The sequence below is a fragment of the Pseudokineococcus sp. 5B2Z-1 genome (genome assembly GCF_037482305.1).
Classification (GTDB): Bacteria; Actinomycetota; Actinomycetes; order Actinomycetales; family Quadrisphaeraceae; genus Pseudokineococcus.
In genome coordinates this window covers 281,991-296,413 of sequence record NZ_JBBHZG010000004.1, presented here as the reverse complement: position 1 = coordinate 296,413, position 14,423 = coordinate 281,991, and the positions used below count along the sequence as shown (strand labels likewise).

Sequence of the window (14,423 nt, the reverse complement as noted above, 5' to 3'; positions counted from 1 at the left end):
CTCGGTCCCCTACTGCTGCCGCGCTGTCGTGCCGCCGGGGCGACAAGCGGCCAGGACGACTGCTGGGCTTTGCTGGTCCGTGGCGGGGAAGCGCACCTCGGCGGTGACCTCGAGCCCGGCCCCCTCGAGCAGGTCGGTCAGCTGGTCGGGCAGCCATCGGTGCGTGGTCCAGGTCACCGGGATCCCGCCGTAGGCCTCGCGCCGCAGGACGTCCTCCTCGCCGACGTGCGTGGCGATGAGCACCCGGCCGCCGGGCACCAGCGCCTGCGCGAAGCCGGCCAGGACGTCGGGCAGCACGTCGCGGGGCAGGTTGAACAGCGACCACCACCCCAGCACCCCGCCGAGGGAGGCCGGGGTCAGGTCGAGGGCGGTGGCGCTGGCGACTCGGAAGTCCAGGTGCGGGTGGGCGCGGCGGGCGTGCTCGACCATCTGCGGTGACAGGTCGACGCCCCGGACCTCCAGACCACGGGCGGCCAGGTGTGCGCTGACGTGGCCGGGGCCGCATCCGACGTCCAGGACGGGCCCGAGTCCGCCGACCTCCTCGGCGAAGGCGTTCAACGCGGCTCGCTGCCAGGGGTCCTTGCCCAGTAAGGCAGGGACCATCCGGGCGTAGGTGTTCGCGACCCGGTCGTAGGAGGCACGCACCGCGTCCAGGTCCTCGGGCTGATGCATCTCCTCATCTTGATGCGCGAACTCTCCCGAGCCGGACGCCTCGAGCGGCTCGGCGCGTCCACGTCGGCGTCTGCAGGGGATCGACGAGGGGTCTCCCTACGAGCAGTGCCCGGACCACCGAGTGCTCCGGGCACTGCTGTGGAGCATCACGCCCCGGTGGGGATCACACCTGCTGGGTGATGGTCCCGCCGGGGTCGCGGCGCCCCGTCGCCGGGGGCACGAAGCGCCCGGTCGACGCCGAGCGGACGACGGGCCGGCTGTTGCCGGTTCCGCGGCCGACCCGCTCGGTGGTGGTCTTGCCGGGCCAGCGGGCGGTCGCCGCCTTGCTGACGAAGCGACCGGACGAGGCAGAGCGGTTGACGGTCTTGGCCATGGAGCACCTCCACGGTGTTCGTGACCTGCCCGCGCCGAGCGGCTGCTCGAACACTATGGTCGGGACGTTCCGCCCGACCTGACAGGTCGTCTGCCGCTGGGGCCCGAGGCCATTCGGGCCCCAGCGGGCGTCAGGTCGTTGTTGACCTTCCACGCTTACGTGTAGGTGCCGGGCGGGCCGTCACCCCCCAAGTGACTTTCCGCGCGCTGGTCGGCGCTTGCGAGGCTGCGACGATCCGCGCGGCGCTGTCCGCCGAGACGCGTCGACGTTGGGCCTTGGCCTGGGAGGTGCCCAACGAGGACCGCTCGATTGCCCGCTCGATGTTGCTCATGCCGACCGTCTTCCCTTCCGTACCTGTCCCCGGGCGTAGGCGATCATCCGCTCGACCGCCTTCTCGGTCGTGGCCAGCTTCTTGGCGATGTCGGACTGGGGGTAGCCCATGCTCGTCATCACCAGCGCGCGGCGGGCGTCAGGGCTGCGGACGAGCTGCAGCGCCTGCGCGGTCATCCGTTCGGTGATGACGTCGTCCTCGACCGACTCGCCGGTCGACCGCTCATTCAGCACCGTGTCGTCAACCGCGGGCACAGGAGGCTGCTGCGCCAGCCACTGCCGGTAGAGGTTGGGGAAGCGGAGCACGCACTGGCCCACGAAGTAGGTCGTCAGTGACGCGCCTCGGGACGGGTCCCAGAGTCCGGGCAGCAGCACCTCTTCACGGAAGTGACGCAGGGCCACCGCTACCACCTCGCCCGCCAGAGACTGCGCTTCGTCGTGGTCGATTACGACACCGGGAGGAGGGCGCTGCACGCCTCGGCCGACCCGGACGCACTTGTCGAAGATCGTCCCTCGCATGGTCCAGGCGGTCAGGACAGCCACTCCGTACCGTGCGAGCTCACGGGCCGTGCTGACGTACTCATGCCCCTCGAACCCGTGCCGGCGCAGGGCGCCGACCAGATCGCGGTCACCGGCCAGCCGGTCGATCGCGGCGGCGCGTCGACGTTCGCCTGCGGTATCGGTCCAGTCGTAGTCGTCACCCAGATCGGGTTGTAGGTGCGCAGCCTCAAGCCCAGGGCCACTCGGCCCACCTGACCCAGCGCTGCTCACCAGCTGCTCTCCCTCCACGATGGAGTGTTCGCTACCAGGGTGCCGCCGGCTGCGCCGTCGCCCCCCAACTACCGGACGCTCCTTCGTAGGTGCCCGCCCCGCCGCTACCCCCCAAGGATCCTCAAGATTTTTTCGGGCGACGTCGATCGGCGTTGCTTGGCGGGCTCACGGCCCGGCGAGCACTCGTCGACGGGACGGCTGCACCAACGGGTCCGCTGCATGAGGAGGCGACGGCCGGGCCTCGCTGTCGAAGCCGTCCCAGCAACCGACCCCCTGGCGGTGAGCTTCGGCCAGCTCGAGAACCTCGGGCGCCGGCGACGTCTAGCCGTCCCGCATCCGATCCTCATCCGGAGCAGAAGTTGGCCCCGGGGAGGCGGTGAGCCGACTGTCCGACAGTCGCCGAGCTCCGCGACACCGGACGGGTGCTCTCCCCGGCGCCCCGGCACATGCAGCGCCGACTGGAGCGATGATCCGGCCGTGAGCAAGCAGTCACCGCTGACCCGCGCTCAGCGGCGGTCGCGCCGCGGGGAACCCGCGGCCGAGGGCGTCTATGGCGTGGACACCGAGGACGCCGGCGCCTCGAGCTGGACCGGCCGCTACCTGATGTGGGCCCGTTCTCCCCAGCACGCCGCCGAGCGGATCCGTGACGCCGGCTTCCACCGCCGACGCACCGAGGCGTCCTGGGACCCGACCCGGCTGCCACCGCAGGCGCTGCCCGACCAGCTTCACGCCGAGACCGCCGCGTGGTTCCGCAGCCGACTGGACGACGACGGTTGGACCCCGTGGCAGACGCTGCCCGCGGACTACCGCCACCCCCCGCAGGGCCTGGCTGCCGTCGACCCCTCGCTCCGATGACCCCCCAGCAGGAGCAACCGGGAACAGGGCCGCCCGAGGTCGCGCCACGCCCGCTGACACATCGGGAGGAGGCCGTCCTCGTCGCGCTGATCACCCGCGGCGCGTGGGCCGGTGACGACGGCGTGGTCCTGACCACCGACGACCGCGCCCGCTGGCTGGCGCAGGTACCGACCACGCGCGCCGGACGACGGTGCACCTGCGGGACGTGCCCGTCCATCGAGCTGACCGACACCGCCGGTTGGAGACCCGACGCGGGCGATGGCCGTGTCGTACTTCAGGCCGGCGCCTCGGGCGCGACGCTTCTCCTCTTCGTCGACGAGGACCGACTCAGCTACCTCGAGCTCGCACCAGACGCGTCGGCCTTCCACGACTTCCCCGACCCGCAGGAACTCAACTTGCTGGAGTAGGCGACGTCCTCCCGGCGCACCTGAGCATGCCGCGAAGGATGGTTGACCGGACACGTCGCTGATGCGTGGCCCCTCCCGACGGCGCACATGCGGTCGAGCAGCCGCCGGCGCATCAGGAACCGCACGACTCCCCTCACCCCTAGCCGAGGTACGAGCGCGCCTCCTGGCTGTCCAAGGAGACGTCGCGCTCCATGCTCGGGACGTAGACGACGTGCTCTGCAGCAGGTTGGGCACGAGCCCACGCCAGCACCTCGACCAGGGTGCCGGAGGCCTCGGTGTATCGGCGGTCGTACCAGACCGCTGACCACTCATCCAGGCTCTCGTCGAAGCTGACGTGGACGACGCCGTGACCTGGTCGCGGTGGCTGGTCCCAGTCGTCGGGCAGCGGTGGCTTGTCGTCGCCAGACAGGTAGTCGCGGTAGGGCGGCTGCATCGTCGGGTCCTTCGTCTTCGCACGGTCGGCTCGAGAGGACTCTCGGCCGGGACGTATCGCCGCGGCGGGCGCACGAGGAAGAAGCACCCGGTAGAGCGCAGGACGAGGCGCAGCCCGGCGACCAGCATTCCTCAACCGATCGCTGGCCGGACAGCGTCCCGCTGTCGATCGCTGGCCGGACGGCGTCCCGCTGTCGATTCTCAACCGGGAGCACCGGGGCTCGGGGTGGCAGCAGGGACCGCCCGTCGCTGGTCGCGTCGCTACTCGAAAACGGCGAGCTCCCCTCCCGGCAGACAGATCACCGGGCCGCCTCGGTCGCTGGTGGCTGTCCACGACTCGTAGGCATCGTCACTGCTGCACGTCAGCGTGAGGGCACCGAAGGTCAGCGTCAGGGTGCCCGCCGGGTCGACGTCGGCCGCCGAGATGCTCACCTGGTCCAGGGTCAGGGGGGCCAGTCGGCTGACGATCACGAGCAGCGGGACCGCCGGCGCCTCGGGTCCGCCCTCGCGCACGGGGTCAGTGAGACCGATGTGGCCCTGCCCGCTGAGGTGGAGCTGGACGCCGTCCTGACCGAAGCAGACCTGTTCCAGCGACGCTCCGACGAGGCCTTGCAGAATCTCGTTCGCGTCCTGAGTCGGAGCCATGGTCGCGACCGTAAGGACTTCCCCGGCCCTGCACGGCGGTCGCCACGACCATCACCGGATCGGATCGTCTACTGGGGCGGCTCGGGTGTGTTCTTCCGCCCTTCCTGACCCGGAGCGGGATGCTGGGGAGGTGCCTACTGACTCTGCCGGCGACCTCGGTCGATCGGGCCGCTCACCGAACGACGAGCGCAAGCCCTTCCGCATCGTCATGGACGTTCTGGCGACCCAGGACCAGGTCGACCGCCTGCACGACATCCTGGGCGAGCTGCTCTGCGGCGCCCCGCCAGAACACGACGGTCCATGCCGCATCGCCTGGGACATCGGCAGCACCGGGGAGCCAAGCACCTCCGACTCCGACGACGTCATCTACGGCTACGACGCCGACTCGGCCGCCTTCACCCGCGAGCACCTCTCCCCCATCGAGGTCTGGGACAAGGACGCCGTCGACCGCAGCCTGGGGCTGTAGTCAGACGCCCACTGACCATCGCTGGCCGGTCAGCGTCCCGCTGACGATCGACGTCCAGCAGGTGATGAGGCGCCGATTGGTCGAGGTGTCCCGGGCTGCGATGGGAGCCTCCGCCATTCGCGGGCGCTCCGGCCGCTAGCTCACGTCTTGGTGCCTCCGGGCGGCGTAGTCGCTGCCTCGCCGGACGATCTCGTCCGCAGCCCAGGGGGCCGGCCAAAATTCGAACAGGTGATGTTCGACAAGCGGGTCGTCGTCGCTCACTACATCCACCGCTGCGCCAGCGTCCATGCCCTTGACGGACATGCGGACTCGGTACTCGCCCTCAGCGCCCTCGAAGCCGTGCCCGGACTCGACAATGCCTTCGACGATGCCCCAGTACTCACTGGAAGCCGTCAGGGACACCTCGACGACGTCCTCCCAAGAAGGATCGATTGGCGGAGCCGAGTCGCTGAGGGTGACGCGTACACCGACGAAACCTGAGTGGACGCCGCTGCTGACTGTGAGTTGTCCGAGCCTGGCTGCGCCCAGAATGCCGTTGGCCTGGCCCTCGAATGCCTCCTCCCAGACGTACTTGAGCTCGTCGCCAGTCCCCAGGTACATCTGGCGACAAGACACACGCGTCTTATCGTCGAGCAGAACTCGCATGACCACTCCAATCTCCATGGGTGCCTGTCCCGCGGGGCCTTCACTCATCGTCGCCCACCGAGCCGAGTACGGAAGCAGAAGCGCACTGCTGCACTCGACCGGCCTACGGCACGAGCTGGTGCCCTCCCGGGGCGTGTGGCCCGCGCACCGCGTCTCACTAGACGACCACATGCCGGCGACCCGACGGCCGCTCGAGCACCAGCCGCCGCTCCCCCCGCGGCCGTCCCACATCCGATTGTCCACGGGCGCGTCACACTTGTGGTGTCGCTGAGCGCTAGGCCAATCGACGACGCCGGCGCTTGACTGCGCCCACCACCAGCAGCACCAGCAGAACGAGTGGGATCAGAGCGGGCCCCGCTGTTCGATCAAGATCGAATACCTGGGAGTCCAGCCAGCTTCCGGTCGTAGCGATCGCCAGCCCTGCCGTCAGCCACCAGGCACCTCGCCCGCGAAGCGCCTGCGTCAGGCACACAGCCAAGACCAGCCCGTACAGCGGGAAGGCCCACCAGAGCGGCACCAACGCCTCGCCACTCAATATGAACGAGAAAGGACTAGCGACACCAAGGACGACGTCAATTCCAAGGATGACGTAGGACACCCTCTCGACCACTCGTGCGCCGCCGCCGCGCATTGACTCGGCGCCCGACTTACCGGAAGGCGCGTCAAGCGGCTGAACGGACGTCCCTGCGCAGCCTCGACCCATCGGATTCGACCTCCAAGCTGCCGTAGCTGCAATATGCGGGCACAGGATGCCCTCCGCACTTCGCGCCGGGCAACCAAGCGGAGTTCAATCGGATAGTTCCGCTCGGTCGACATGAGTTTGCCGGAACCGGCGCCGAACGTGCCGGCTGCCCGGCAAGGTCACTCAGGAGGGTCAGTCACTACGACGCGCACCCCTCGACCGACCGCACCATCGCGCGCCGACGTCCTCGGCGACGTCATCCGCAGGGGGCTTAGGGCCGTCCCACAGTCGATCGTCGACTCGGACGTGGCGGCCGGGCTACCACTGGCGCGCGCAGGGCAGATCCGGCAGACGCACGACGCGGGTAGGTGATGGCCCTGTCGTCCCCGCGCGATCGTCATGCTCGACGACCCTCCGCCATTCACACTGCGTCGGTGAGCTCGCCAAAAGACCTCTTGCTGTCCGATCGGGAGCACCGGTACCGCAAGGATCAGATCTGGAAGGGGTGATCGTCGTCCTCGCGGTCTTTCGACTCGAGGACGTGGTCACCGGCCAGCGCGAGCTCCCCTGGGTTCTCGTCGACGTCGCCCTCATCGCCTTGGCCAGCTACTTCGTCATCAGTGGACTGGGACGCCGCGCCGCCGCCCTCCTCCACCGCACCGAATCCGAAGAGACCTGCCCGGCGTGCCACCACGTCTGGCTCGAGCACGGCCTCGAGGGACCGAGCTGCGGAGAGTGCGAGTACGAGATCGAACACGAGGACCCCGACGCCCCTGCGTCGCCGTGTCGAGCGGAACCGCCAGCCAGCTCCTCGACCGGCACCCACCCATGACGCGGCACCAGCACCCAGTGTCCGCAGACGATCGCTGGCCGGACAGCGTCCCGCTGTCGATCGCTGGCCGGACAGCGTCCCGCTGTCGATCCCCATGTGAAGACGCCACATGGGACGTAGGCGCTCCGGCGACGTTCCACCGCCTCAGCAGTCGCTGCTGCTCACCACCACGGTCCGCCGCGGACGACGGGGTACCTGCTTCGTCCGGCCTCGAGGTCCGCGAGCACCCGGCGCGCGTCGATGGGAGTGCCACCGCTGCTGGCCGCCATGCCCTCCCGGCGCTCCTGCACGTACCCCTCCGGGGTCGCGACGTGGACCAGGGCCCCGGAGACCACGTCCATGACGCGCTCGTCCAGCGACTCGAGCAGGTCCTGAGACCCCTGGTCGCAGGCGTCACAGCTGCAGTCGGGCACCAGCTCGACCTCGTGGGCCGGGTCCCCGGCCCCCACCGACAGCACCGTGGCAGCACCGTCGACCTCCGCACGAGTGGCGAGGACCAGCGGCACCGCGTCCCGGTCGGTCGGGCACAGCCTCACCGCCTCGACGACCGGCAGCCCGGTCGTCAGCCGCCCGCGCCAGGCGACGGCAGCACCGTCCAGGACCTCGGCGTGAGCGACTCCTGCCTCGACCAGCACTTGACTCCAGGCCTGTACGCGCGCAGCGAGGATCCGGTACTTCCCCGGGTCGGACTCCCTCGAGTACTCCTCCGGTGCCGGCTCCCGGCCGCCCGCGTGCGGGTTCGGCCACCCGGGCGTGCCCCCGCTCGTCTCGGCGAAAGCGGTGTCGACACGCCGCAGCACCTCCTGCAGATCCATCCCCAGACGGTAGGCGGCGAGCCCAGCGCGGATCGCTGGCCGGACAGCGTCCCGCTGTCGATCGGCAGCTGGGACGGACCCTGCCGGGAGCTCGAGCGGCACCAAGGCGAGGAGCCGACGGGCAGAGGCCTGGCCTTCTCCCTAGGTCGACACTGGGCAGGTGGAGCAGTGGCGCACCCTGCTGACTGTCGAGGTCGGCCCCCGCACGTGCCGCGTCGGCGTGGTCGAGCAGCAGCATCCCGCGTACGCCTTCGCCGCGGCCACCGGGCGACCCGTGCCCACCGGCGACTACGGCTACGTCGTCACGGGCACCCACGAGCCGCCGCAGCGCACCCACACCGTCCTCGCCCGAACCACGACCACCCCCGCACCGATGACGACCGACGACCTGCGCGGGCTCGTCGAGCTGGTCCTTGCCGCCCCAGGCCGCCAGGACGAGGACGCCGAGGTGGCCGCGGTCGTCGTCATCCGGCGCCGCTGCCCCGGCGTGGACGTCGACCACCTGGTCACGGGCGTACTCCCCGAGGTGCCCGTGCTGGACGTCGAGGCCCTCGACGTCCTCGCCCGCGGCGCCCTCGTCGGCGACGCCCTGGTGACCCTCGACGCCGGTACCACCGACGATGGCGAGCCCCTGGTGTGCTCCGCCCTCTACGACGACCTCGCCCGCCAGCTCACCGCACCCCGCACCGACCGGCTGCACGAGCTCGCAGCACTCGTCCGCGCCGACACCCACCTCGGCTGCCCCGACAGCAGCGGCATCACCTGCCTGCTCGGCGACGCCGCGCGTCCCCTCTCCGCGCGGCTGCGCGGCACCCCGATCACCGACGGCCCCCGCGCGGGCGACCAGATCACCTCCGACCACCCGACCCACCCGGACCCCGCCGAAGCGGTCGGAATGGTGGCGCCCCGACACGCGTGGCCACGCTGACGAGACCATCGACGACGGGCCGTCGGCCTTGTCCACCGACGCCTCGCGTCGTCGCTGACGATCGCCAGCTGGGTCAGCAAGTGCCCGTCAGCAGGACCAGGCTCGTGTCGTCGCTGACCCACTCGCCGGCGGTCCAGACGACGTCCCCGTCCGGACGGGGCACCGATGCGGTGAGCCGACTGCGTGCTGCCTCCCGGGCACGGCTCGCGTCCTCGCCGTCGCACCAGTCGAGCTGTGAGCCGCCGTACCAGTACAGGACGAGCGGCGCGCCTGCTGAGCAGGTCATCGACCTGGCGACGACGCATCCGCGTCGACCGCCGCTCGTAGCGCCTGCCGTCGGGACCCTCCAGTCGTCCGGACGACAGGGCGTCCCACTGCTCGTCAGGAAGCTCCACCTGCACGGCATCAGTCTGGCGCGCCCACAGCGCCCGCGGCGGAAGTCGAGGTCACACCCGGACAGGTCCCGCGGACGATTGCCATTCGGTCAGCGTCGCGCCACTGAGCCCCATGACGAACGTAAGGACCTGCACCCGCCCGTCGGGCGGGGCAGTCGAGGAGGTGTTGGCGTAGCGGATATCTTCACCGCATCTGGTTCACCATTAGATGTGCGATCGACTCCAGCAGAAAGAGTCGACCGCTAGTATTGGCCAATGACGTGGTCGGCCGTGCAAGCCTGGGCTACGAGATGGCACGACACCTGGGAGATCATAGGTGCGGCCGCCACCTTAGCCGCCGTGGTAATCAGCCTACTGGCGGTTACAGCAGAACGAAGGCGCCGAAAGAAGGCTGAGAAGGAGCGAGATGAGGCGCATTCCCGCGAGGCTGCCGGAGCCGCCGCCGCCGCCGCCGCCCAGCGCCGAGCCCAGGCGGAGCGAGTAGTTGGCTGGCTTCATCGAGTCGAGAACCCAGACGACCCTCACGCTGATCACTCCGTATTCGCTCGCGTTCAAAACTACTCCGATAGACCCGTCTTCTCAGTCATGCGGCTTGTCGGCGAACCAGACCCCCGCTCGATCGATATGATTTATCGCCAGATCAACGTCCTGCCGCCCGGCGGTAGCGTGGAGAGGCTCTACTCGATAATGCCGCCGTCCATGCACAATCTTCAGTACCTGTCAATCTCCTTCCGCGACGCTGCTGGGATCTGGTGGAAACGCCCTGAGGGCGGCGCTCCGCAGGAGCTGCCCGGTGACCCCGATTGGTTGCACTGGGTGCGGGGCGAGTCGTCCTGGCAGCCGTAGTCACGCGTCCGCCAGCAGGGCTGTTTCACTTGCCGACCCTGTAGCGGTGACGCTGCAGGTCAGCGGCCGATCGAGCCGGCGCCTCGCCTCTCGCGTCCCAGTTGCCCTGTCCGGACAGCACGTCCCGCACAGGGGCGCTGCACGGGACGCGGCCGCAGTCGGCTCAGGCACGGCGCCATCCCTGAGGTCGTCGATGGGACGTACTGCTCGCGCAGCTCAGCGAGCCGTGACGGGTCCCGTGTCGCGGACCCCGATGGTCCAGCCTCGACCTCAGCCATGACCGGCCGCTCCTCCCGGCTGGCGTCCCGCGCCCGGGGACTCGTCCGCGCTCCCGGCCACGACGATCCGGTCGGAGGTCGCCCGGCTGACGCCCGAGACCATCGGCCGACCGCGTCGTGCTGTCGCACCGGCAGCGGCACCAGCCGGCCCGGCGGTCCGCCGTCGCAGGCACCAGCCCGCGCCGAGCAGCAGCGCGCCCAGCGCGGCACCCGCCACTGCCGGGTACCCCGTGCGCGGCAGGTTCGCGATGGGCGGCGCCGGCGCGACGGCGCGCTCCCACGGCGGGTCGGCGACCGGCGCCCCCGTGCCCGGCCGGTCCGGGACTCCGCCGTCCGGGGTGCCGTCGACGGGCTCACCGCTCGCGTCGGGGCTGTCGGGGCCGCCGACGTCCCGGCCCGCGACCTGGACGCGCCCCTCGGCGGGGTCGCTGACGAGCCCGGCGGCGTCGGTGACGGCGAAGGCGTAGACCAGCTCGCCGGACCAGCCGGGGGCCGGGTGCACGCGGACGGTCCCCGCGAGGGCGTCCACGTCGACGGTGCCCTGCGCGGGCGGCAGCGCGGCGAGCAGCGACCAGCGGAAGGGCCCCGTGCCGGTCGGCGCCGGGAGCCGGACCTCGACCGCCGTCCCGCCCGTCGTCGTGACCGAGGGGGCGTCGGGCGTCGTCGGGCGCACGAGGAAGACGGCCGTCGCGGGGGCGCTCGCGCGGCCGCCGGCGTCCGTGACGGCGAACCGGGCCGTCGCGACCCCGCTCCAGCCCGGCGTCGGGTCCAGCACCAGCACGCCCGTCGCCGGGTCGAGCGACGTCGTGCCCAGCGCGGGGTCGGCGGGTTCGAGCAGGACGAAGGAGAAGGGGCCTGTGCCGGAGGGCGTCGGCGCCGGGCTGGTGACCGGCGCGCCCGTCGGGCCGCTCGCGACCAGGGGGCCGGCGCCCGCCGACCGTCCGGCGCGACGTCGAGGACGAGCTCGACGGGCTCGCTCTCGACCCCGTCGGCGTCGACGACGACGTAGCGCACGACGGCGGTGCCCGAGAAGGTCTGGGCGACCTCGACGACCGCCCGGTCGCCCTCGAGGGCCACGGCCACCTCCGGGTCCGGTGCGTCCACGAGGCGGTGGGTGAAGGGGCCGGTGCCCTGCGGCGCGGGCAGCGGCACGACGGCGCGGCGGCCGGAGACGACCGCGGCCGCACCGTCCGGCGAGCGCGGCGCCACCTCGACGTCGACCTGGGCCGAGGCGCTCGTCAGGCCGTCGGCCGTGGCGGTGTAGGAGGCCGCGACCCGACCGCTGGCGCCCGCCGCGGGACGGGCCACGACGTCGTCGCCGTCGAGCTCGACCGCGGCCACGGCGGGGTCGCCCCCGCCGACGAGCGCGAGCGCCACGTCCTCGGCGCCGACGACCTCGGGCGTCGCCCGCAGCACCGGCGGCTCGGGCGAGGTGACCGCCCGGAGCGCCACCGGGCGCGCCACCGGCAGCACCACGACGTCGACGACGGCCGCGCCGCCGGTGACCCCGGCGGCGTCGGTGGCCAGCAGCAGCAGCTCGTGCCGACCGCTGCGGCCGGCGGGGGCGAGCGCCACCTCGCCGGTCCGAGGGTCGACGGAGGCGCCGGGGGTCTCGCCGACGAGCGCGTAGGTGAAGGGGCCCGTGCCGGCGGTGCGCGGCGCCGGGACGCGGACGACCTCGTCGGTCGCGGCGCCCACGACCTCCGCGCCGGCGACGTGCGGGGCCACGCGGACGTCGACGTCGACCGGCTCGCTCTCGACCCCGTCGGCGTCCTCGACCGCGTACCGCAGCCGCGCGGTGCCGCTGCTGCCGGTGCGCGCCGTGACGGCGAGGACGCCCGTCGACGGGGCGAGGTCGGCGGTGACGGGCCCGTCGGCGCCGACGAGCAGGGAGTAGCTGAAGGGCCCCGAGCCGCTCGGCGGCGGGAGGGCCACCTCGACGGAGCCCTCGCCCGCCGCGTCGAGGGCGAGGCGGACCTCGTCGCCGGCGGCGGACGGGCGCACCTCGACGACGACCGGCGCGGGGGCGCTCGCCGTCCCGCCCGCGTCGAGCACCCGGTAGGTCAGCGTGGTGCGGCCGCTGGCGCCCGCCGCGGTGCGCACCCGCAGCGCGCCCGTGCCGGGGTCGAGGACCGCCTCTTCGATCAGCCCCGGGTCGCCCGGCGAGAGGAGCTCGTAGGTGAAGGGACCGGTGCCGACCGGTGACGACGGCGGTGGCGCGACGACCTCCTCGCCGCTCGCCGCGGAGACCCGCACGGGCGGCGCGAGCGGGCGGACGACGAGGGAGACGGGCGCCTCCGGGCTGCGCAGGCCCTCGCCGTCCACCACCGCGGCGGTCGCCGCGAGGACGCCGCTGGCCCCGGCAGTGACGGTCGCCCGCACCTGCGCCCCCGTGCCCGGCCGCACCTCGCCCACCGGGGACGGCGAGCCGACGACGGAGACGACGACGGCGCCCGTGGCGTCGGTCTCGAGGTCGGCGGTCAGCTCGCGCTCGGCGGACGAGGCGTCGACCTCCCCCAGGTCGACGGCCGCGAGGCCCGGGGCGAAGCGCAGCACCGCGGACGCCCTCGGGTCCTCCGGGGCGGGGCCGTCGGCCGTGCTCGTCACGACGGCGGCGACGCGGCGCGAGCCGCTCCCGGTCGACGTCACCGGGACGACGAGCGGTGGCAGGTGGGCGCCGGGGCGGACGTCGGCCGTGGATCTCCACGTGCAGTCGACGCGCGACGGGGCGGTCCCCGCGCAGTCCCACCCGTCCCCGACCGGCGCCCCGGCGCTCGCACCCGCGGGCAGGTCGGCGACGACCCGGGCGGTCTCGCCCGCGGGCAGGGGACCGCCCGTGGACCGGGGCGACGCCGTCAGGACCAGGCGCGCGGGCTCGCCCGAGGCCACCGGGTCGGCCGGCGCGGCGGCGTCGAGCGCGAGGTCGGGCGCCAGCGGCTCGATCGAGAGCACGCGCAGCGAGCCGATCTCGTGGACGTCGGTGAGCCCGCCCGTGGACGAGCCCCAGCCGAAGCGGAAGGTCCGCGCGTCGACGTCCGGGCGGGGCACCCGCACGACGACCTGACCGTCGACCTCGACGACGACCTCCGGCGAAGCGGCGCTCTCCGGGTCGACGACGACGCGCGTCACCACCGGTGCCGGGCGGTCGGAGGTGCCCGAGCGCAGGCCCGGCACCGGCCCGGGCCGGTCGAGGAGGCAGTAGCCGGCGGAGCCGTCGCCCGGCCCCCGCACCGACACGTGCTGGGCGTAGCGCTCCGGCGGCGTCCCGGCCTCCGGCACGAAGGCCCCGGACGCGGTGCAGTCCTCGTTCCTCGGCTCGAGGGGCCAGTTGCCGTAGGCGTCGAGTCCGACGCCGAGGATCGCCCCCGACACGCCGGGGACGTCGTGGCGGTTGGCGTAGCCGAGCGCGCCCCCGAAGCCGCCGGGCCGGGTGAGCGGCCGGTCGCCGTCGGCGAGGAAGAAGGAGATGCCGTCCGCGCCGTCGCCGCCGTACTGGTAGCTCGTGAAGGTGATGTCCAGGCCGGCGCGGATGGGCAGGGCCTGGTCGTAGAGGACGAAGCCGCTGACGCCGTTCTCGGCCGGCGTCAGGCGCAGGGCGCCCGCGCCGGGGGCGTCGGGCGCGGACAGGCCGCAGCCGGGCACGGGCCCCGCCGGCTCCTCGCCCTCGGCGTGCGCCGACGCCGCCGTGAGGCAGGGCGTCCAGGTCGCGTTCTCCTGGTCCCGGGCCCCTCCGACGAGGTAGCGGGGGTCGCCGACGGACGTCCCGGAGAAGTCGTCCTCGAGCAGGAGGGTGCCGCCCGTCGGGTGCGTGCTCGCCACGGTCGTCGTCGTCCCGGCGGCCGGGACCCCTCCGGACGCCGCCGCCGATGGCGCGAGCACGAGGCCCAGCGACACGAGGGCGACGAGCAGCGCGGCCAGGCGCGCGCGGACGGCGCCGGCCGCGCCACCGGGGCGGGCGGGAGGCATGGCATCTCCGGGGAGGACCGGCGACGCGCCGGGGTGGCGCGCGCACCACCCCTTCGGGGGTGTCGGACGTCCTGATCGGTCGCCG

General features: G+C 72.7%; 14 protein-coding genes. 5 read left to right on the top strand and 9 right to left on the bottom strand.

The genetic code is table 11. The features are described 5' to 3' along the window. Positions 1-9 precede the first annotated feature (9 nt). The 3 genes from WDV85_RS12155 to WDV85_RS12145 form a co-directional block, all read right to left on the bottom strand. On the bottom strand, positions 10-672 hold the full coding sequence (locus WDV85_RS12155) for a class I SAM-dependent DNA methyltransferase (RefSeq protein WP_339570864.1): 663 nt from the start codon (positions 670-672) through the stop codon (positions 10-12). Between the two features lie 163 nt (positions 673-835). Next, on the bottom strand, positions 836-1,045 hold the full coding sequence (locus WDV85_RS12150; RefSeq protein ID WP_339570863.1) for a hypothetical protein: 210 nt from the start codon (positions 1,043-1,045) through the stop codon (positions 836-838). A gap of 327 nt (positions 1,046-1,372) precedes the next feature. Further along, positions 1,373-2,146, bottom strand: a complete 774-nt coding sequence (locus WDV85_RS12145) for a hypothetical protein (protein WP_339570862.1) — start codon at positions 2,144-2,146, stop codon at positions 1,373-1,375. Positions 2,147-2,623: 477 nt separating this feature from the next. Between WDV85_RS12145 and WDV85_RS12140 the strand changes: the two genes are divergently transcribed. Next, positions 2,624-3,001 (top strand): hypothetical protein, encoded by a 378-nt coding sequence (locus WDV85_RS12140; protein WP_339570861.1) that lies wholly within the window; start codon positions 2,624-2,626, stop codon positions 2,999-3,001. Next, positions 2,998-3,408: a hypothetical protein gene (locus tag WDV85_RS12135; RefSeq protein WP_339570860.1), complete on the top strand. Its 411-nt coding sequence runs from the start codon at positions 2,998-3,000 to the stop codon at positions 3,406-3,408. The genes WDV85_RS12140 and WDV85_RS12135 overlap by 4 nt, the downstream gene beginning before the upstream one ends. Positions 3,409-3,547: 139 nt before the next feature. Here WDV85_RS12135 and WDV85_RS12130 read toward each other — a convergent pair whose 3' ends face one another. Together WDV85_RS12130 and WDV85_RS12125 are read right to left on the bottom strand one after the other, a co-directional pair. Continuing rightward, positions 3,548-3,841 (bottom strand): hypothetical protein, encoded by a 294-nt coding sequence (locus tag WDV85_RS12130; protein WP_339570859.1) that lies wholly within the window; start codon positions 3,839-3,841, stop codon positions 3,548-3,550. Between the two features lie 260 nt (positions 3,842-4,101). Continuing rightward, positions 4,102-4,485, bottom strand: coding sequence for a DUF6188 family protein (locus tag WDV85_RS12125; RefSeq protein ID WP_339570858.1), 384 nt, complete (start codon positions 4,483-4,485; stop codon positions 4,102-4,104). Positions 4,486-4,615: 130 nt separating this feature from the next. Between WDV85_RS12125 and WDV85_RS12120 the strand changes: the two genes are divergently transcribed. Then, positions 4,616-4,951, top strand: a complete 336-nt coding sequence (locus tag WDV85_RS12120) for a hypothetical protein (RefSeq protein ID WP_339570857.1) — start codon at positions 4,616-4,618, stop codon at positions 4,949-4,951. Positions 4,952-5,086: 135 nt separating this feature from the next. On the opposite strand, the gene WDV85_RS12115 is transcribed toward WDV85_RS12120, so the two are convergent. Then, a complete protein-coding gene (locus tag WDV85_RS12115; protein ID WP_339570856.1) occupies positions 5,087-5,596 on the bottom strand; it encodes a hypothetical protein in 510 nt (169 codons plus the stop codon). Between the two features lie 274 nt (positions 5,597-5,870). Beyond that, positions 5,871-6,194, bottom strand: coding sequence for a hypothetical protein (locus WDV85_RS12110; RefSeq protein ID WP_339570855.1), 324 nt, complete (start codon positions 6,192-6,194; stop codon positions 5,871-5,873). Between the two features lie 589 nt (positions 6,195-6,783). Between WDV85_RS12110 and WDV85_RS12105 the strand changes: the two genes are divergently transcribed. Continuing rightward, a complete protein-coding gene (locus WDV85_RS12105; RefSeq protein WP_339570854.1) occupies positions 6,784-7,110 on the top strand; it encodes a hypothetical protein in 327 nt (108 codons plus the stop codon). Positions 7,111-7,271: 161 nt separating this feature from the next. Here WDV85_RS12105 and WDV85_RS12100 read toward each other — a convergent pair whose 3' ends face one another. Next, a complete protein-coding gene (locus WDV85_RS12100; RefSeq protein WP_339570853.1) occupies positions 7,272-7,925 on the bottom strand; it encodes a DUF6226 family protein in 654 nt (217 codons plus the stop codon). A gap of 160 nt (positions 7,926-8,085) precedes the next feature. Here WDV85_RS12100 and WDV85_RS12095 point away from each other — a divergent pair, with 160 nt between their 5' ends. After that, entirely contained in the window at positions 8,086-8,853 is a 768-nt protein-coding gene (locus WDV85_RS12095; protein ID WP_339570852.1) for a hypothetical protein, read from the top strand. 1,300 nt (positions 8,854-10,153) lie between these two features. Here WDV85_RS12095 and WDV85_RS12090 read toward each other — a convergent pair. After that, the gene (locus tag WDV85_RS12090) at positions 10,154-14,338 is read right to left on the bottom strand and encodes a lectin-like domain-containing protein (RefSeq protein WP_339570851.1); all 4,185 of its coding nucleotides are present in this window, start codon (positions 14,336-14,338) and stop codon (positions 10,154-10,156) included. Positions 14,339-14,423 lie beyond the last annotated feature (85 nt).